Origin of the sequence: Azotobacter chroococcum, from assembly GCF_002220155.1 — a bacterium.
In the GTDB taxonomy this organism is placed as follows: Bacteria; Pseudomonadota; Gammaproteobacteria; order Pseudomonadales; family Pseudomonadaceae; genus Azotobacter; species Azotobacter chroococcum.
On the sequence record NZ_CP011835.1, the window covers coordinates 3761868 to 3780954 of the forward strand.

Annotated in this window: 16 protein-coding genes; 5 read left to right on the forward strand and 11 right to left on the reverse strand. The window is 67.9% G+C overall.

What is annotated here, in order from left to right:
* Positions 1 to 65 precede the first annotated feature (65 nt).
* Positions 66 to 1385 carry a bifunctional DedA family/phosphatase PAP2 family protein gene (locus ACG10_RS17525; RefSeq protein ID WP_089169200.1) on the forward strand — a complete coding sequence of 440 codons (1320 nt, stop codon included), beginning with the start codon at positions 66 to 68 and terminating at the stop codon, positions 1383 to 1385.
* A 255-nt stretch (positions 1386 to 1640) separates the two neighbouring features.
* A complete protein-coding gene (locus ACG10_RS17530; protein ID WP_089169201.1) occupies positions 1641 to 3443 on the forward strand; it encodes an alpha,alpha-phosphotrehalase in 1803 nt (600 codons plus the stop codon).
* A gap of 46 nt (positions 3444 to 3489) precedes the next feature.
* Here the strand turns inward: ACG10_RS17530 and ACG10_RS17535 are convergent, their stop codons facing one another.
* Genes ACG10_RS17535 through ACG10_RS17545 form a run of 3 tightly spaced genes read right to left on the reverse strand, consistent with a single transcriptional unit; the run spans position 3490 to position 5165 of the window.
* Complete coding sequence (locus tag ACG10_RS17535; protein ID WP_089169202.1) at positions 3490 to 4080, reverse strand: LON peptidase substrate-binding domain-containing protein; 591 nt, start codon at positions 4078 to 4080, stop codon at positions 3490 to 3492.
* A 9-nt stretch (positions 4081 to 4089) separates the two neighbouring features.
* Entirely contained in the window at positions 4090 to 4806 is a 717-nt protein-coding gene (locus ACG10_RS17540; protein WP_089169203.1) for an LrgB family protein, read from the reverse strand.
* The gene (locus ACG10_RS17545; RefSeq protein WP_089169204.1) at positions 4803 to 5165 is read right to left on the reverse strand and encodes a CidA/LrgA family protein; all 363 of its coding nucleotides are present in this window, start codon (positions 5163 to 5165) and stop codon (positions 4803 to 4805) included. The genes ACG10_RS17540 and ACG10_RS17545 overlap by 4 nt, the downstream gene beginning before the upstream one ends.
* A gap of 542 nt (positions 5166 to 5707) precedes the next feature.
* On the opposite strand from ACG10_RS17545, the gene ACG10_RS17550 reads away from it, so the two are divergent.
* Entirely contained in the window at positions 5708 to 6349 is a 642-nt protein-coding gene (locus ACG10_RS17550; protein WP_089169205.1) for a Rossmann-fold NAD(P)-binding domain-containing protein, read from the forward strand.
* 7 nt (positions 6350 to 6356) lie between these two features.
* On the opposite strand, the gene ACG10_RS17555 is transcribed toward ACG10_RS17550, so the two are convergent.
* The gene (locus ACG10_RS17555; RefSeq protein WP_232487137.1) at positions 6357 to 6536 is read right to left on the reverse strand and encodes an oxidoreductase-like domain-containing protein; all 180 of its coding nucleotides are present in this window, start codon (positions 6534 to 6536) and stop codon (positions 6357 to 6359) included.
* Positions 6533 to 8383, reverse strand: coding sequence for an ATP-dependent zinc metalloprotease FtsH (ftsH, locus tag ACG10_RS17560; protein ID WP_089169206.1), 1851 nt, complete (start codon positions 8381 to 8383; stop codon positions 6533 to 6535). Before ftsH ends, ACG10_RS17555 begins: the two co-directional genes overlap by 4 nt.
* A gap of 233 nt (positions 8384 to 8616) precedes the next feature.
* On the opposite strand from ftsH, the gene ACG10_RS17565 reads away from it, so the two are divergent.
* On the forward strand, positions 8617 to 10173 hold the full coding sequence (locus ACG10_RS17565; RefSeq protein ID WP_089169933.1) for a sensor domain-containing diguanylate cyclase: 1557 nt from the start codon (positions 8617 to 8619) through the stop codon (positions 10171 to 10173).
* 13 nt (positions 10174 to 10186) lie between these two features.
* Here the strand turns inward: ACG10_RS17565 and ACG10_RS17570 are convergent, their stop codons facing one another.
* From ACG10_RS17570 to ACG10_RS17595, 6 genes are all read right to left on the reverse strand, one after another.
* Positions 10187 to 10483, reverse strand: a complete 297-nt coding sequence (locus ACG10_RS17570; RefSeq protein ID WP_039805928.1) for a YceK/YidQ family lipoprotein — start codon at positions 10481 to 10483, stop codon at positions 10187 to 10189.
* Positions 10484 to 10598: 115 nt separating this feature from the next.
* Positions 10599 to 11231 (reverse strand): protein kinase domain-containing protein, encoded by a 633-nt coding sequence (locus ACG10_RS17575; RefSeq protein WP_089169207.1) that lies wholly within the window; start codon positions 11229 to 11231, stop codon positions 10599 to 10601.
* A 440-nt stretch (positions 11232 to 11671) separates the two neighbouring features.
* On the reverse strand, positions 11672 to 12304 hold the full coding sequence (gene ubiX, locus ACG10_RS17580) for a flavin prenyltransferase UbiX (protein WP_039805930.1): 633 nt from the start codon (positions 12302 to 12304) through the stop codon (positions 11672 to 11674).
* 2 nt (positions 12305 to 12306) lie between these two features.
* Positions 12307 to 13659, reverse strand: coding sequence for a UDP-N-acetylmuramate:L-alanyl-gamma-D-glutamyl-meso-diaminopimelate ligase (mpl, locus tag ACG10_RS17585; RefSeq protein ID WP_089169208.1), 1353 nt, complete (start codon positions 13657 to 13659; stop codon positions 12307 to 12309).
* A 161-nt stretch (positions 13660 to 13820) separates the two neighbouring features.
* Positions 13821 to 15071 (reverse strand): RNA-guided endonuclease InsQ/TnpB family protein, encoded by a 1251-nt coding sequence (locus ACG10_RS17590; protein WP_089169209.1) that lies wholly within the window; start codon positions 15069 to 15071, stop codon positions 13821 to 13823.
* 100 nt (positions 15072 to 15171) lie between these two features.
* Complete coding sequence (locus ACG10_RS17595) at positions 15172 to 17082, reverse strand: sigma-54-dependent Fis family transcriptional regulator (protein WP_193388230.1); 1911 nt, start codon at positions 17080 to 17082, stop codon at positions 15172 to 15174.
* A gap of 313 nt (positions 17083 to 17395) precedes the next feature.
* Here ACG10_RS17595 and exaC point away from each other — a divergent pair, with 313 nt between their 5' ends.
* A complete protein-coding gene (exaC, locus tag ACG10_RS17600; protein ID WP_089169210.1) occupies positions 17396 to 18916 on the forward strand; it encodes an acetaldehyde dehydrogenase ExaC in 1521 nt (506 codons plus the stop codon).
* Positions 18917 to 19087 lie beyond the last annotated feature (171 nt).

Consider the following 19087-nt stretch of genomic DNA (forward strand, 5'->3'; position numbering starts at 1 on the left):
CGGCCCGCGCGGCCGGCCCGGAACCATCCCATCCCTCACAGGCCCACGACAAGGAGCGCCGCCCGATGAGCGCATGGCTCGACAGCCTGACCGGCTGGCTGACCTCTCACCCCGAATGGCTGGGACTGGCCATCTTCCTGATCGCCTGCGTCGAATGCCTGGCGATACTCGGCATCATCGTTCCCGGCACCGTGCTGATGTTCGCGGTCGCCGCGATGGCCGGCAGCGGCGCCCTGACCCTCGGCCAGACCCTGCTGCTGGGCTATGCCGGCGGGCTGCTCGGCGACGCGATCTCCTATGCCCTGGGCCGGCATTTCCACCAGGGCATCCGGCGCCTGCCCATCCTGCGCCATCATCCGGAATGGCTGGTCGGCGCCGAGGTGTATTTCCAGCGCTACGGCATCGTCAGCCTGCTGGTCGGCCGCTACATCGGCCCGCTGCGGCCGATGCTGCCGATGATCGCCGGCATGCTCGACATGCCGCTGCCGCGCTTCATCGCCGTCAGCCTGCTGGCCGCCGCCGGCTGGGCGGTGGCCTACCTGCTGCCCGGCTGGGCCACCGGCGCCGCTTTGCGCCTGCCGCTGCCGGAGGGCTTCTGGAGCGACGCCGGGGTGATGGCGGCGGGGCTGGCGCTGGTCCTCGGCCTGATCGTGCAGACCAGCCTGCGCCGCCAGCGCTGGGCCACGCCGCTGGCCGCCGGCCTCTGCCTGGCGGCGCTCGGCGCCCTGCTGCTGGGCTGGAGCCGGTTGCACGAACTCGACCAGGGGCTGCTGACGCTGATCCAGGAGCAGCGCCACGCCAGCCTGGACCAGGTGATGGTACTGATCACCCGCCTGGGCGACTTCAACACCCAGCTGTACGCCGGCGCGCTGCTCGGCCTGCTGCTGCTGGCCCTGCGACAATGGCGCGCGGCGCTGTTCGCCGGCCTGGCCCTGCTCGGCACGGCCCTGGCCAACGGCGGCCTGAAGGCGCTGTTCGCCCGCGGCCGTCCGGAGGTTCTCCTCGAGCCGCTGCACAGCTACAGCCTGCCCAGCGGACACAGCTCGGCGGCCTTCGCCTTCTTCCTCACCCTGGGCATCCTCGCCAGCCGCGGCCAGACGCCGCGGATGCGCCTGACCTGGCTGCTGCTCGCCTGCCTGCCGGCAATCGCCATCGCCCTGTCGCGGGTCTACCTGGGCGTGCACTGGCCGACCGACATCATCGCCGGCGGCCTGCTCGCCGGTGGCTTCTGCGCCGCCAGCCTGGCCCTGGTGCAATACCGCCAGCCGCTGGAGGCACTGAGCGCACGGGTCTGGTGGCTGATCGTGCCGCTGTGCCTGGCGCTGCTGGGCGGCGCCGCCAGCTGGGCGCTGCCGGAAGCCCTGGCGCTGTACCGCTACCGCTGAACGGCAGCCTTACCCCCGAGATCCTGCACTCTTCGCCACTTCGGGCCGGGCGCCAGGGCAACGGCCCGGCGCCCGAACGCAACGGCATTCCGATACCAGCATGCTGAATCGTTTTACCTAAAGAAAGTCCAAGGTATACCCTCTGAAAAACAGGGAAGTCGACGAGGCGACTTCCCCTGTCTGCTCCGCCACGGCCCCGGCCGCAAGCGGGAAGCACCGAACAACAAGAACCCAAGCCCGGAAAAGGAAAATTTCATGCAGAAGGCAAGCTTTCGCAAAACGCTGTTGAGCGTCATGATCGGCACTCTGGCCATATGTCAAACGGCAATGAGCACCCCGAGCACAGGCAGCGACACGGCGAAAGAAGACGCTCCGCAAACCCCGGCCGCCCGTCCCGGCGCGCCCTGGTGGAAGGAGGCGGTCGTCTACCAGATCTATCCGCGCTCGTTCAACGACACGAACGGCGACGGCATCGGCGATCTGAACGGCATCACGGCGAAGCTGGACTACCTGAAGACGCTGGGCGTCGACACGATCTGGCTGAGCCCGCATTTCGACTCGCCCAACGCCGACAATGGCTACGACATCCGCGATTACCGCAAGGTAATGAGCGAATTCGGCAACATGGACGACTTCGACCGCATGCTCGCCGAGATGAAGAGGCGCGGCATGCGTCTGATCATCGACCTGGTGGTCAACCACAGCAGCGACGAGCATCGCTGGTTCGTCGAGAGCCGCCAGTCGAAGGACAACCCCTATCGCGACTACTACATCTGGCGCGACGGCAGGGACGGCGGAGCACCGAACAACTACCCGTCGTTCTTCGGCGGCTCGGCCTGGAAGAAGGACGAGGCCACCGGGCAGTACTATCTCCACTACTTCGCCCGGAAACAGCCCGACCTGAACTGGGAAAATCCCAAGGTCCGCGCCGAGGTCTACGACATCATGCGCTTCTGGCTGGACAAGGGCGTGTCCGGCTTCCGCATGGACGTGATCCCCTTCATCTCCAAGCCGGACGGCCTGCCCGACCTGCCCGCGGAAAACCTTGCCCATCCCGAATTCGTCTACGCGAACGGCCCGCGCGTCCACCAGTATCTCCAGGAGATGAACCGCGAGGTCCTGTCCCGCTACGACGCCATGACGGTCGGCGAGGCCTTCGGCATCAGCTTCGAGCAGGCGCCACTGTTCACCGACGCGCGCCGCCGCGAACTCGACATGATCTTCCATTTCGATCTGGTCCGGCTCGATCGCGACGGCTGGCGCAAGAAGGACTGGACGCTGCCCGAGCTCAAGGCGGCCTATGCGCAGATCGACCGCACGGGCGGCAGCCATGGCTGGAACACCAGTTTCCTGACCAACCACGACAATCCCCGCACCGTCTCCCATTTCGGCGACGACAGTCCCGAATGGCGCGCCGTCTCGGCCAAGGCGCTGGCGACCATGATGCTCACCCAGCGCGCCACGCCCTTCCTCTACCAGGGTGACGAACTGGGCATGACCAACTATCCCTTCCACGGCATCGAGGACTACGACGACGTCGAAGTGAAGGGTCAATGGCACGACTTCGTGGAAAGCGGCAAGGTGTCGGCGGAGGAATACCTGTCCCACCTGCGCCAGACCAGCCGCGACAACGCCCGCACCCCGATGCAGTGGAGCGCGGCGCCGAACGGTGGCTTCACCACCGGCACGCCCTGGCTGGCGGTCAATCCGAACTATGCGCAGATCAATGCGACGGCTCAGGTCGACGACGCCGGCTCGGTCTACCACCATCATCGCCGCCTGATGGAGGTGCGCCGCCAGATCCCCGCGCTCATCCATGGCGAATTCCGGGATCTCGATCCGGCCAACCCCAAGGTCTTCGCCTATACGCGCACGCTCGACGACAAGCGCTATCTGGTGCTGATCAACTTCACCCGCGAGACGGTCGCCTACGACCTGCCGGCGGGGCTGAAGATCGCCACCACGCTGCTGGACAACGGCGCCGCGCAGCAGCCGCTGCAGCCCGGCGCCGCAAGCGTCTCGCTGCAGCCCTGGCAGGCGACGATCTACCAGCTCTGAGCGAGCCTCTTCGCAGAGCCGCCCGGACCTGGAGCCCGCGGCCGACTCAGGCCGGCGCCTCGCCCTGCAGGCGCTCCAGCAGGTGCTGGATGTGCTCCAGGCGGCGCGCCGGATCGCCCATCGCCAACAGTTTCAGCTTCTCCTCGGCCTCGAACGGCAGCAGGTAGCTCAGCTGGTTGGCCAGCGCCTGCTGATCCGCCGGCGTGCCGCCCATGCCCAGCGCCTCGATCAGCGGATGCTCCGCCAGCGCCTGCAGCAGGGCGGCCAGTTCGGCGTGCCCGGCGGCCAGCGGCGCCGCCTGGACCTCGTGCAGCCAGTCCACCTCGGCGACGGTCAGCTGGTCGCGCCGCACCTCGGCGCGATTGACGCGAAAACGCCGGGCGCCCTCGACGCGGACTTCCAGCACCCCGTCGGGGCGCTGCTGCCAGTCGCGGATCAGCGCCTCGCAGCCGAGCGCGGCGAAGCGGCTGGCCGCCTCGCCGACCTCCTCGCCCTCGAGGATGCACACCACGCCGAAGCCCGTGCCCTGGCGCAGGCAGCGACTGAGCATGTCCAGATAACGCGCCTCGAAGATCGACAGATCCAGCCGGCAGCCGGGAAACAGCACGGTATTCAGGGGAAACAGCGGAAAGTCCATCGCGCCTCCTCAGACGACCATGGCCACGCTCAGGGGTAGCAGGATCGCGGTGAACACCCCCATCAGACTCATCCCCAGGGCAGCGAAGGCGCCGCATTCCTCGCCCTCCTGCAGCGCCCGCGAGGTGCCTACCGCGTGGGAGGTCAGGCCCAGGGCGATGCCCAGCGCGGCCGGATGGCGCACCCCGCAGCGGCGCAGCAGCGCGGGGCCGAACACCGCGCCGAGGATGCCGGTGATGAGTACGAACACCGCCGCCAGGCCGGCCACCCCGCCGATCTGCTCGGACACCAGCATGGCGATCGGCGAGGTGACCGACTTCGGCGCCAGGGTCATCAGCATCAGCCGCTCGGTGCCGAACAGCCAGGCCAGCCCGATGCCCAGCAGGGTGGTGAGCAGGCCGCCGACCAGCAGGGTCGCCACCACCGGCCAGAACAGCAGGCGAATGCGCTTCAGGTTGAGAAACAGCGGCACGGCCAGCGCCACCGTGGCCGGGCCGAGGAACACCGTGAGAATCCTCGCGCCGTCGCGATAGGCGGCGTAATCCACCCCGCAGAGCAGCAGCACGCCGATCACCAGCAGCATCGACACCAGCACCGGCTGCAGGAACACCCAGCGGGTCTTCTCGTAGGCGGCCACCGCCAGCTGGTAGGCGCCGAGGGTGATGCCGAAGGCGAACAGCGGATGCTGCACCAGCGCCTGCCAGGCCCCCTGCCAGTCGAAGCTCATGCCTCCTCCTCCCGACGCGCCTGGCGCTCGATCAGCCGCTGCATCAGCCAGCCGACGAAGGCCAGCGACACCAGCAGGGACAGCAGCAGCGCCCCGGCGATGGCCCAGAAGTCGGCGGCGATGGCATCGACATAGGCCATCAGCCCCACCGCCGGCGGCACCAGCAGCAGCGGCAGATAGCGCAGCAGCGTGGTGGCCGCCTCCTGGACCGGCGCGCTCACCTCGCCGCGCCAGACCAGATAGACGAACAGCAGCAGCAGGCCGATGATCGGCCCCGGCAGCATGGGCAGGCAGAGCGCCTGGATGGCCGTGCCAAGCAACTGGAACAGCACCAGCCAGGTGAGGCCTCGCAACAACATATGAACCTCCGCGGTCGAGCCGCCTGCCTGAAAAAACCCCGACGCCAGGGCGCGCGCCGGGACAGACGGACGGGAAAGGGCCCATTATAGGCAGGCACAGCGGCTCGCCATAAAGCGCGACAGCCTACCCGACCGGCTGGCAAAGGCCAGCGGGCAGGAACAAGGGCTTTGGGCCACACTACAACTCATAACAACAAGCGAAACGGTAGGGTCTGTTGACGTTTTGGCGTAGGCCGCGACGGCGGCCCGTTTGGCGCAGAACAAGGAGCGAGGAGAGAAGTTTGGTCATTCCAAATGAACGACGAGCGACGCCGTGCTGCGCCAGACGGGCCCCGTCCCTTCGGGTTGCGCGGCAAATGCCGCCATGCGGCGTTGCGGGGCTTGGCAAGGGAATGCCATTGCCGGCGCCTCGCGCCTTGCCTGGCGGCATTTGACGCGGCAACGCGGCTCACGCCAAAACGTCAACAGACCCTCGACTGGCCGCTGCACGGAGCGCGCTTGCGCCAGCCGACCGCTCGATCACCTTGCGCGAGGATCGCCCCATGTACCTGACGCCCCAGCACATCCTGCTCGCCGGCGCCACCGGCCTGGCCGGCGAGCACCTGCTCGATCGCCTGCTTACCGAACCGACCATCGCCCGGGTGCTGGCCCCCACCCGGCAGGCGCTGGCCGAGCATCCGCGCCTGGAAAACCCCCAGGGCCCGCTGGCCGACCTGCTGCCACGCCTGAGCGGGCCGCTCGACACCGCCTTCTGCTGCCTCGGCAGCAGCGCCGAACAGGCCGGCAGCCAGGAAGCCTTCCGCGCCATCGACCACGATCTGGTCCTGGCCTTCGGCCGCCGCGCCCGCGAACTGGGCGCCCGCCACCTGCTGGTGATCAGCGCGCAGTGCGCCGACCCGCACTCGTCGCGCTTCTATTGCCGGGTCAAGGGTGAAATGGAGGAAGGCCTCAAGGCCCAGGACTGGCCGCAGCTGACCCTCGCCCGGCCGACCCAGCTGCTCGGCCCGCGCCGCGAACTGCGCCTGCTCGACCAGCTGAGCGACCCGCTGCTGCGCCTGACCCCCAGCCACTACCGCGCCATCGACCCCTGCACCCTGGCCCGCGCCCTCTGGCGCCTGGCCCTGGAGGAAGAGGACGGGGTGCGCGTCGTCGAGGCGGAGGAACTGCACCGACTGGGGCGCTAAAGACTCGCTACTTCACCGCATCCTGGGGCTGGCGCGCCTGCCACTCGGCCAGCATCCTGGCGTATTCGGCGCGGGCCTCGTGGTATTGCTCCCAGACACAGGCCTCGCCGCAGCCATCCTCGCAGCACTCGCCCTCCTGGGGCGGCTCGGGCGGCAGCGGGCGGGAGTCGTCGTGTTCCTCGCTCATTGTGGCGTCGCTCCGGATGATTCGACGGGATTCTCCTGCGCCTCCCCGACCAGGGCGGACAGCTGCTCGGCATCGAGGGTTTCCTCCTCCAGCAGGCGCCGGGCGCTGCGCTCGAGCAGTTCGCGGCGCTCCTCGAGCAGGGCCACGGTGCGCTGGAAGGCGCGCTCGACGATCGCCTGCACCTCGGCGTCGATGGCGGTCGCGGTGGTCTCGCCGTATTCGTGGCGGGCCGGCAGGCCGTACAGCTGCTCGACGCCCAGGTAGCTGTGCTGCTCGCGCTCCAGGGTGACGTGGCCGAGGCGTTCCGACATGCCGTAGCGGGTGACCATGGCGCGGGCGATGTCGGTGACCTTGGCCAGGTCGTCGGCGGCGCCGGTGGAGAAGTGGGAGTAGATGACCCACTCGGCGGCACGGCCGCCGAGCAGCACCGCCATCTTGTTCTCCAGCTCGTCGCGGGTCATCAGGAAGCGGTCCTCGGTGGGCCGCTGGATGGTGTAGCCGAGCGCGCCCATGCCACGCGGGATGATCGACACCTTGTGCACCACGTCCATCCCCGGCAGAGCCATGGCCACCAGCGCATGGCCCATCTCGTGGTGGGCGACGATCTCCCGCTCCTTCGGGTTGAGCAGGCGGTTGCGCTTTTCCAGGCCGGCGACGATGCGCTCCACGGCGGCGGTGAAATCGTCCATGGTCACCGCCTCGGCACGCCGGCGGGTGGCGAGCAGGGCCGCCTCGTTGACCAGGTTGGCCAGGTCGGCACCGGTGAAGCCGGGGGTCAGCGCGGCGATCTGCTGCGGATCGACGTCGGCCGCCAGCTGCGCCCGCTTCAGGTGTACCTGGAGGATCTGCACGCGCCCGGCCTTGTCCGGCCGGTCGACCAGCACCTGGCGGTCGAAGCGGCCGGCACGCAGCAGCGCCGGATCGAGGATTTCCGGACGGTTGGTGGCGGCCAGCAGGACCAGCCCGGTGGAGGTGTCGAAGCCGTCCAGCTCCACCAGCAGCTGGTTGAGGGTCTGCTCCTTCTCGTCATGGCCACCGCCCAGCGGGCCGACGCCGCGGGCGCGGCCGAGAGCGTCCAGCTCGTCGATGAAAATGATCGCCGGGGCCTGTGCCCGCGCCTGCTCGAACAGGTCGCGAACCCTTGCTGCGCCGACGCCGACGAACATCTCGACGAACTCGGAGCCGGAGATCGAGAAGAACGGCACCTTCGCCTCGCCGGCCACCGCCCGCGCCAGCAGGGTCTTGCCGGTGCCCGGCGGGCCGACCAGCAGCACGCCCTTGGGCATGCGCCCGCCGAGGCGGCCGTAGGTCTTCGGGTCCTTGAGGAAGTCGACGATCTCCTTGAGCTCGTCCTTGGCCTCGTCGACCCCGGCCACGTCGGCGAAGGTCACCTTCATGTCGGTCTCGACGTAGACCTTCGCCTTGCTCTTGCCGATCTGCATCATGCCGCCGCCGAGGCCGCCGCCGATACGCTTGAGCAGGAACAGCCAGAGGCTGAAGAAGATCAGCGCCGGCAGGGTCCAGGACAGCAGGTCGCGCAGCAGGGTGCTCTCGATCTTGCCGGCGTAGCGCACCGGGTACTGCTGCAGGTGCTCGGCCAGCCGCGGCTCGATGCGGGTGGCGGCGAAGCGGGTCTGGCCGCCGGGCAGCGGCTCCTTGAGCGTGCCCTCGATCTGCCGCTCGGTGATCGCCAGCTCCTCGACCCTGCCCTCCTTCAGGTACTGCTCGAACTCGCTGTAGGGAATTTGCGCCACCTGCTGCTGCTCGGTCAGCAGGCTCTGGATGAGCACGAACCCCAGCACGGCGATGAACCAGTAGCCGATATGAAACTGCGCCTGTTGCTTCACTATGCCTCCGATGAATATCCGCCCGCCTCCCGCGAGCCTCGCCCGCGCATTATCTGCGCAGCGGGCGGAAAGCGGGCAAGCCGGACGACGTCTCTGACCTTTGCATTATGGCCCGAACCGATAACGGCCATATGCTATGAAGCCGGCGGCATGGCAGGGACTCCATGACGCGTCCAGGAATCGATGCCCGCCCCGCACGGAAGGGGGATGGCCGTCCCTTGCCAGACATGTCCATGCGTATCCACACCCGGCTCGACCTTCGCCGCCTGATTCTCCTGCTCAGCCTGGCGGTCGCCCTGTTCAGCTTCTTCAACAGCTTCCATGCCAGCTACCGGACCCAGCGCGACCTGCTGATCGACCACACCCTGGAGTCCAACCGCGTCTATGCCGCCAAGCTGCGCCAGAGCGCCGAACAGCTGCTCGGCAGCATGCACCAGCAGCTGGCCTACAGCGCCGGCCTGCTGGCGGAGCGGATGAGCCAGCCGGAACGGCTGGCCGGCGAAACCGAACGCCTGACCCGCCAGAGCCGCCACTTCAACTCGGCCTTCGTGGTCCGCCATGACGGCAAGGTGCTGGCCGCCTCGCCCGAGAGCCTCGGCCTGCTCGGCCAGACGCTCGACAGCGCCGGCGCGCGGGAGGCCCTGGACAAGCGCCGCCCGCTGATCAGCGATCCCTATGTCAGCGCCACGAACAGGCTGGTGGTGTTCGTCTCGCAGCCGATCTTCGCCAGCGACGGCAGCTATCTCGGCTACGTCGGCGGCAGCATCTACCTGCAGCACGAGAACATCCTGCACAGCCTGCTCGGCGAGCACTTCTATCAGGATGGCTCCTATCTCTACGTAATCGACCGCAATCGCCGGCTGATCTACCACCAGGACCAGGAGCGGGTCGGCGAGATCGCCACCGGCAACCCGGTGGTCGAGCGGCTGATCCGCGGCGAGGAAGGCACCCTGGCGCTAACCAACTCCCGGGGCGTCGAGATGCTCGCCGGCTTCGCGCCGGTGGCGGCGACCGGCTGGGGCATCGTCGCCCAGCGCCCCCTGGACCTCGCCCTGCAGGAGCTGGACGGCCTGATGCTGAACATCCTGCGCCTGTCCCTGCCGCTGCTGCTGCTGTCCCTGGCCGGCATCTGGTGGTTGTCGCAGCTGATCTCGCGACCGCTCTGGCAACTGGCGAAAAGCGCCCAGCAATGGGAAACCGAGGCCTCGCCGGAGCAGGTGCGCCGCATCCGCGCCTGGTATTTCGAGGCCGACCAGCTCAAGCGCGCGATACTCGCCAGCCTGGCGCTGATCCATCAGCGCCTCGGCAGGCTCAGCCAGGAAAGCCTCACCGACCCGCTGACCGGGCTGGGCAACCGCCGCTGCCTGCAGGCGCAACTGGAGCGCTGGCAGGAACAACAGCAACCCTTCGCGGCCATCGCCCTCGACATCGATCATTTCAAGCAGGTCAACGACAACCACGGCCACGAATTCGGCGACCGCGTGCTGCAGCATCTCGCCCAGCAGATGAGCGACTGCTCGCGCGCCAGCGACCTGCTCTGCCGCAGCGGCGGCGAGGAATTCGTCATGCTCCTGCCGGGCGCCAACCTGGAGGCCGCCCGCCAGGTCGCCGAGCGGGTCCGTGCCAGGATGGGCGGCACCTGCTGCGAAGAGTGCCCGAGCGTCACCGTCTCGGCCGGCGTGGCGCACTGGCCGGACAGCGCCGCCAGCGTCGAGGAGGTTCTCAAGCGCGCCGATGCCGCCCTCTACCAGGCCAAGCACGCCGGGCGGAACCGGGTGGAGATGGCCTGAGCATCCGTCAGGCTCAGAGGCCGCCGGACACGTTCAGCGCCACCCCCAGTTCGGCGGCCAGGGTGAAGGGCAGGAACAGGGTGTCGAGCAGGACGCTGGCCGGCAGGTCGACGGCAGGATAGCGCGGCGGCTCGGCGCCGAAGCGGTCGAGCGGGCAGCAGCCGCCGTGCATCGCGTACCAGTCCAGACGGGTGCCGGAGTAGACGAGCGGCGTGTCGGGCTTGCCGGCGTTCAGGGTACGGAAGGTGGCGCAGCCGGCGAGCAGCTCCAGCGAAACCAGCAGGACTCCCGCAGCGATTCGACGAGACATGCGCGGGAGAGTTGTCGAAGCCAATGGCCATTGCTCCAGGTGGATGGCTGCCATGCAGGACGCTCCGCCTGCAGCCACATGGATTGTAGAGCACGGCTCCGCCCCCGGCGCATGCCTATCTGCGGCCGAACAGTCTGAGAATCTGCTGCTTCCAGACGTACTGCACCGCTTTCAACCACTTGCGCCCGCTCATTATCTTGAGTTCCTTCTCGGTGAGCGGCTGGTTCAATAGCTTCTTCTTGATCTTGAGAGCGCTGGCAAGATCGAGGCAGCGCAGCCGCGTCTTGAGAAAGCGCAACGGCCTTGGAATGACGATGGCCGAGGCGAAATCGACGATGAAAATCCCGCCCTGCCGGTCAACAAGGATGTTCGCCCCGCGCAGATCGTTGTGAATGATGTCGTTGCGGTGCAGCATGTTGATCGCCTTCAGGATGTCGTGAAACCTGATCCGGGCTCCGTCCCTGACCGACTCCCTGACGTTCTTCCCGTCAATGTACTCCATCGTGAAGCTGAACTTGTCGTCCACCCTGACGAGATCCGGGCAGCACGGGATATCCCTGACCCGCTGCAGAAGCTTGGTCTCTCTCCCGATGATGAAACTGGCTATGGGCGACAGCAGGGTGTTCCTGTATCTGCTGTAGTCCTTTCTGACGACCATCCGGTCCTCAAAGGGGCTGACGACAACATCTGCCTTGAACAGGCCCTTTCCCTTCTGAATTGACGCCTCTTCGCTATGCATATTGGTCATGGGGAAAACTTCGGCTGAGATTCGCGACAAGATTCCTTGAGGAAACCCTGAAAAAACCCCCTTTCACCCCAAAGGCACGCGCGGAAAGCCGCTCGCTCACGGAGTTGGCTGTTTATAGGTCTTATAAGTCGCGAAAACAGGCTTTTTCAGATCCTCCCTGACCCGCCGGGATCTTAACAAATTTTTCACATTCACCGACAAACCAATGGCTAATTGCTCTCCCGAAAGCCACGACGGCGCGACGGGAACTATGCGAAACGGCTCTTGCGGGGTGGTTTTGGCGGCAAATGGGCCGTCCCGCGCATCCACGGGCACAATCCACCGGCGACGCGGCACGCCGGCGAACCGGCCGGGGGCGTTGTCGATATGGCGCGGTTATCGCGGGGTACGGTGCAGAAAGTGCCAGGCTACAGGCCGGCGGCCCGAGGCAGAGCCACAGGCTATTCCTCGCCGCTGGCCCGATAGTGCTCGCCCCAGCGCGGCAGCATGTCCTGGGGGATCTCCAGCAGGTTGAGGATGCGCGCCACCACGAAGTCGACCAGGTCGTCGAGGCTCTGCGGCTGGTGGTAGAAGCCCGGCGAGGCCGGCAGGATGATCGCGCCGAGGTTCGACAGCTTGAGCATGTTCTCCAGGTGGATGGTCGAGTACGGCGCCTCGCGCGGCACCAGGATCAGTTGGCGGCGCTCCTTGAGGGCCACGTCGGCGGCACGCTCGATCAGGTTGTTGCAGGCGCCGCTGGCGATCGCCGACAGGCTTCCGGTGGAACAGGGCACCACCACCATGGCGCTCGGCGCACTGGAGCCGGAGGCCGGCGGCGCCAGCCAGTCCTCCTGGCCGAACACGCGGATCTGCCCCGGCGCCGCGCCGGTGTACTCGCTGAGGAAGGCCTGCATGGCCTGCGGCTTGGCCGGCAGGGTGACGTCGGTCTCGGTGGCGATCACCAGCTGCGCGGCCTTGGAGATCAGGAAATGCACCTCGCGCTCCTCCTGTACCAGGCAGTCGAGCAGGCGCAGGCCGTACTGGGCGCCGGAGGCGCCGGTCATCGCCAGGGTGACGCGTTGCGGTCCGGCCATGCTCAGTCCTCCAGGGCCTTGGCCAGCTTGCCGTGCAGGCCGCCGAAACCGCCGTTGCTCATGATCACCACCTGGGTGCCGGGCGCCGCCTGGCTCGCGACCCGCGCGATGATCGCCTCCAGCGAGTCGCAGACCACCGCCGGCACCGGGCAGGCGGCGGCGGTCGCGGCCAGGTCCCAGCCGAGGTTCGGCGGCGCGTACCAGACCACTTGGTCGGCCTGGGCCACCGACTCCGGCAGGCCGTCGCGGTGGGCACCGAGCTTCATGGAGTTGGAGCGCGGCTCGATCACCGCGATGATCGGCGCCTCGCCGACCCGCTTGCGCAGCCCGTCGAGGGTGGTGGCGATGGCCGTCGGGTGATGGGCGAAGTCGTCGTAGATCGTCACGCCCCTCACTTCGGCGACCTTCTCCATCCGCCGCTTGACGCTCAGGAACGAACCCAGCGCGGCGATGCCCTGCTCCGCCAGCACGCCCACATGGCGCGCTGCGGCCAAGGCGGCCAGCGCGTTGGCGACGTTGTGCCGCCCCGTCAGCTCCCAGTCGACCACGCCCTGCAGGGCACCCTCGAACAGCACCTCGAAGCGCGAGCCGTCCTCGGCCAGCAGGCGCGCCTGCCACTGGCCGCCTTCCCCGGTGGTCTGCACCGGCGTCCAGCGGCCCATGGCCAGCACCCGCTCGATGGCCTGCTCGGTGGTCGGGTGGATGATCAGCCCCTGGCTGGGAATGGTCCGCACCAGGTGGTGGAACTGCCGCTCGATCGCCGCGAGGTCCGGGAAGATGTCCGCGTGGTCGAACTCCAGGTTGTTGAGGATGGCGGTCCGCGGCCGGTAGTGGACGAACTTCGAGCGCTTGTCGAAGAAGGCGCTGTCGTATTCGTCGGCCTCGACCACGAAGAACGGCGTGCCGCCCAGGCGCGCCGAGACGGCGAAGTTCTGCGGCACCCCGCCGATCAGGAAACCCGGGCTCATCCCGGCGTGCTCCAGCACCCAGGCCAGCATGCTGCTGGTGGTGGTCTTGCCGTGGGTGCCGGCCACCGCCAGCACCCAGCGGCCCTGCAGCACATGGTCGGCCAGCCACTGCGGACCGGAAACATAGGGCAGGCCCTGGTTCAGCACGTGCTCCACCGCCGGGTTGCCGCGCGACAGGGCGTTGCCGATCACCACCAGGTCCGGCGCAGGCTGCAGATGCTCGGCAGAGTAGCCCTGCAGGAGCTCGATGCCCTGGGCCTCCAGCTGGGTGCTCATGGGCGGGTAGACGTTGGCGTCGGAGCCGGTGACGCGATGGCCCAGCTCCTTCGCCAGGACGGCCAGCGAGCCCATGAAAGTGCCGCAGATGCCGAGTATGTGGATGTGCATGAATGAATCCTGGCCTGAAAAGCGATGCGCGGCAGGTTAGCACAGCGCCCGGCGCCGCAGCAGGCGGCTGGGCGCTGCGGCGAGGCCTGCCTCATTGACATCCTCCCCGCCCTCTCGCTTCGCTCGCAGCCAAGCTGGAAGGGCGGGGATTCCTACCATGTTCAGCCCAACAGGGCCGACTCACCTCGGTGGGTTCCTGCTGCTGGCGGCATTACCGCACCGCTCACCTCACAGGCGAACCGGGCATCGTCCTGCCCTTCGAGCGTTTTCAATCCGCGCTCACGGATGTTCCTTGCCGCAACCCGGTCGGCGTTCTCGCTGTGGCCGCAGGCCACACAGAGAAACAACGATTGGGTCTGGCGATTGTCGGCGTCAGTATGTCCGCACTCGGGGCACTGCTGGCTGGTGTGCTGGGGCGGCACGGCCACCAGCCAGCCACCGGCCCACTGAGCCTTGTAGTCGAGCTGGCGGCGAAACTCGCCCCAGCCCTGGTCCAGGATCGAGCGGTTGAGCCCGGTTTTCTGCCGGACATTGCGCCCTGGTTGCTCGGCGCTGCCCTTGGCCGACCGGCTCATGTTGCTGACCTGCAGGTCTTCGACACACGCCAGCGCGTGGCTTTTGCTGATGGCGTGTGACGCTTTGTGCAGGTAGTCCTGGCGGGCGTTGACGATCTGGCGGTGGATACGCCGGACCCGAGCCTTGGCCTTGAGCCAGTTGCGGCCGAACTTGGTCTTGCGGGCCATCTGCCGCTGTGCCCTGGCCAGCCGCTGCTGGTGCCGGGCGAAACTGCCCAGCGGTTCCAGCACGGTTTCCTTGTGGCCATCCCAGAGCGTGGCGAAGCGCACCACCCCCAGGTCGATGCCGACCGCGCCACCGTTCGGGATGGGTTGCGCAACCTCGCGCTCGGTCTGGATCGACACGAACCACTTGCCGCAGCTGGCCGACACTGTGACCTGCCTCACCTCGCCCAGCACCTCGCGGCTGTTGCGATAGCGCAGCCAGCCGAGCTTGGGCAGGAAGAGGCGGCCGTTGGCCTGGTCGAGCTTGATCTGGTTCGGGTCGGGATAGCGGAAGCTGTCGCCCTGGCCTTTCTTCTTGAAGCGCGGAAAGTCGGCCCGCTGGGCGAAGAAGTTGGCGTAGGCCTGCTCCAGGTCCTTGAGCATCTGTTGCAGCGGGTGGGTCGGGGCGTCCTTGAGCCACGGCGTTTCCGTACCGTTGCGCCACTCGGTGAGGCGCTTGCACAGCCCGGTGTAGCCGAGCTTCTTCTCGCCGTGCTCGTATCGCTCCTTCTGCAGCGCCAGCGCCAGTGCCTTGTTGAACACGAACCGGCACGAGCCAGCGAAGCGGCGCATCTGGCGCTGCTGCTCGCCGGTCGGCTCGATGCGGAACTTGAAGGCTTGGCGTCTAAGCATGGGGATGCTGGCTATCCGTACAGACATAAATATAGGGCCGCTTCGCATCCCGCGCTATCCTTCCCCGCCCTGAAGGGCGAGGCTTGCCGCGCGCACTGGGTCAGTCGCCTTCGCGGCGGATGCCGTGGCGCTGCAGCTTGCGGTAGAGGGTGTTGCGGCTGATCCCGAGCTGCTCGGCGGTACGGCTCACGTGCCAGTGATTGGCATCGAGGGTGGCCAGCAGGGCGTCGCGCTCGGCCTGCTCCAGCAGGCCGCTGGCCTCCAGCGGCGCCGGCGCCGGCAGCACCGGGGCCAGGCGCAACTCCGCCGGCAGGTCGGCCAGACGGATCAGGCCGTCCTCGCAGAGCGCCGCCTGGGCGCGCAGCACGCTGCGCAGCTGGCGCACGTTGCCCGGCCAGGCATAGCCGAGCAGGGCCTGGCGCGCCGCCGGCTCGAGGCGGATCGCCTCGCCGCGCGCCTCGCGCTCGAGCAGGTGGTCGATCAGTTCGCCCTTGTCGGTCCGCTCGCGCAGCGGCGGCAGGGTCACCGCCAGACCGTCCAGGCGGTAGAACAGATCCTCGCGGAACAGCCCGGCGGCGACCCGCTCGCGCAGGTCGCGGTGGGTGGCGCTGATCACCCGCACGTCCACCGGCTCCGGCTCGCCGCCGATCGGCACCACCTGGCGCTCGTCGAGCACGCGCAGCAGGCGGGTCTGCAGGGCCAGCGGCATATCGCCGATCTCGTCGAGGAACAGGGTGCCGCCGTCGGCCTGCTGCAGCTTGCCGCGCATGCCTTCCTTGCGCGCGCCGGTGAAGCTGCCGCCGCGGTAGCCGAACAGCTCGCTCTCGATCAGGTTCTCCGGGATCGCCGCGCAGTTCAGCGCAACGAACGGCCGCTCGGCGCGGCGGCCGGCCTGGTGCACGGCCTTGGCGAAGGCCTCCTTGCCCGAGCCGGTCTCGCCGTGCAGCAACAGCGGCACGTCGCGCTCGACCACCCGCAGCGCGCGGCGGAAGGCCTGCTGCAGATTGAGATCGCCCAAGCAGATGCTCGCTGGCACCGCGGGCACAGCGGTGCCCTCCACCGCCACCGCGCTCACCGGACGGCGCGGCCGCCCGCGCAGCAGGGCAAAGAGCATCCGCCCGTCCTGGGTGCGCAGCGGCCAGCTGGCGTTCGGCTGCTCGCTGGCCAGCGCCAGCAGGTCGTCCAGGCGGCTGGCGAAGAGGGCCTCGACCGACTGGCCGAGCAGCTCGCGGCGGCTGCCGCCGAGCAGGTTGATGGCGGTCTGGTTGACCGCCAGCACCCGCCCCTCGCCGTCGAAGGCCAGCAGCCCCTCGCTGAACAGCCCGACGTATTCGGCCTGCAGATGGAAGCGCAGCAGCCACTCGTTCTCGAAGCGGCGCAGGAAATAGCAGCTTTCGATCACCTTGGCCGAGAGGTTGACCAGCGCCATGGTGTGGAACTGGCTCTGCCGCGACACGTTGCCCTGCAGCGAGGACACGTCGAGCACCGCGAGCAGTTCGCCGTGCGGATCGAACACCGGGCTGGCCGAGCAGGTCAGGCCGGTGTGGCAGCTGCGGAAGTGCTCCTCCTGCTGGATGGTCAGCGGCTGGCGCTCGACCAGGCAGGTGCCGATGCCGTTGGTGCCCTCGCAGGCCTCGCTCCAGTCGGCGCCCAGCCACAGCCCGGCGTGCTCGAAGGTCGACTGTTCGGCGGCGGCGCTGACGCGGTTGAGGATCACCCCGCGGGCGTCGGTCAACAGCACCGCATGGGCGCTGCCGGCCAGCTGCAGGTGAAGGCTGTTCATCTCGCCGCTGGCGATCTCCAGCACCTGCTGCAGGCGTTCGCGGCGCTCCAGCAGATGGGCGTGCTCCAGCACGCTGGTCGTCAGCGGCAGCGACGGGTCCAGCCGGTGCTGCTCCAGGCAGCGCAGCCAGGAACGGGCGATGGAGGGATCGTTGGCCGGTCCGATGGCCCTTCCCTCGGCCAGGGTCCGCACCTGTTGGGCGTGGCGCAGCATGCGGTTCGCTTGCATTGTCATTGTTGTCTCCGCGTTGATCGGCGGGCAGCTCCCGTAGTGACCGCACAGCATCGTCCAGCCGTGGCGGCTTTGCAATGGCGTCACGTCCGGACTCGAGTGTCACTGTCAAGCTTGCGGGACAAAATGTCACGCCCCTGTTCCAGCCATGCCACAGAACACCCCGGCGCAGGCCCGGCAAAGCGCGGCAAATCCGCGCAGCTACTGGGGTTGCGGTGACTTGGCCCACCCCTTGCTATATTCCTTTGCAGACGTGCTCTTGCGCACTCCCCAGAAAATCCAAGAACCACAAGAATCAGGAGAATCCTCCATGCGGTATGCCCATCCCGGCAGTGAAGGCGCCATCGTTTCCTACAAGGTCCGCTATGGCAACTATATCGGCGGCCAGTTCGTGTCCCCGGTGAAAGGTCAGTACTTCACCAACAGCTCGCCGGTCACCGGCGAGGAATTCGCCGAATTCCCCCGCTCCACCGCCGAGGACATCGAGAAGGCCCTGGATGCCGCCCACGCCGCCGCCGGCGCCTGGGGCCGCACCTCGGTGCAGGAACGCGCCGCCGTCCTGCTGAAGATCGCCGACCGCATCGAGCAGAACCTGGAAGTGCTGGCCGTCACCGAAACCTGGGACAACGGCAAGCCGGTCCGCGAGACCCTGAACGCCGACGTGCCGCTGTCCGCCGACCACTTCCGCTACTACGCCGGCTGCATCCGCGCCCAGGAAGGCAGCGCCGGCGAGATCAACGAGAACACCGTCGCCTACCACTTCCACGAGCCGCTGGGCGTGGTCGGCCAGATCATCCCGTGGAACTTCCCGCTGCTGATGGCCGCCTGGAAGCTGGCCCCGGCCCTGGCCGCCGGCAACTGCATCGTGCTCAAGCCCGCCGAGCAGACCCCGCTGTCGATCACCGTGCTGCTCGAACTGATCGGCGACCTGCTGCCCCCGGGCGTGCTGAACGTCGTCCACGGCTTCGGCCGCGAGGCCGGCGAAGCGCTGGCGACCAGCAAGCGCATCGCCAAGATCGCCTTCACCGGCTCCACCCCGGTGGGCGCGCACATCCTCAAGTGCGCCGCCGAAAACATCATCCCGAGCACCGTCGAGCTGGGCGGCAAGTCGCCGAACATCTTCTTCGAGGACATCATGCAGGCCGAGCCGGCCTTCATCGAGAAGGCCGCTGAAGGCCTGGTGCTGGCCTTCTTCAACCAGGGCGAGGTGTGCACCTGCCCGTCGCGCGCGCTGATCCAGGAATCCATCTACGACGACTTCATGAAGGTCGTGATGAAGAAGATCAGCCAGATCAAGCGCGGCCATCCGCTGGACACCGAGACCATGGTCGGCGCCCAGGCCTCCAGCCAGCAGTTCGAGAAGATCCTCTCCTACCTGGAGATCGCCCGCAGCGAGGGCGCCGAGGTGCTGACCGGCGGCGCCGCCGAGCGTCTGGAAGGCAGCCTGGCCAACGGCTACTACATCCAGCCGACCCTGCTCAAGGGCCACAACCAGATGCGCGTGTTCCAGGAGGAGATCTTCGGCCCGGTGGTCGGCGTCACCACCTTCAAGAACGAAGCCGAAGCCCTGGCCATCGCCAACGACACCGAGTTCGGCCTGGGCGCCGGTGTCTGGACCCGCGACATCAACCGCGCCTACCGCATGGGCCGCGGGATCCAGGCCGGCCGCGTATGGACCAACTGCTACCACCTGTACCCGGCGCACGCCGCCTTCGGTGGCTACAAGAAGTCCGGCGTCGGCCGCGAAACCCACAAGATGATGCTCGACCACTACCAGCAGACCAAGAACCTGCTGGTCAGCTACGACATCAACCCGCTGGGCTTCTTCTGATGCACTGCCCCCGTCCCCGGCCCTTCACGGGCAGGGGACGGGATTGAATCGAGACGGTCAGGGCGAACCCTCGCCCGAATCACGATAAAAACCTGGTCGATGGCCGCACCTCCCCGCCAGTGCCCGCGTGCGCGACCCGCGCGGGCATCGGGAAGGTCCGGCGCGGCCGCC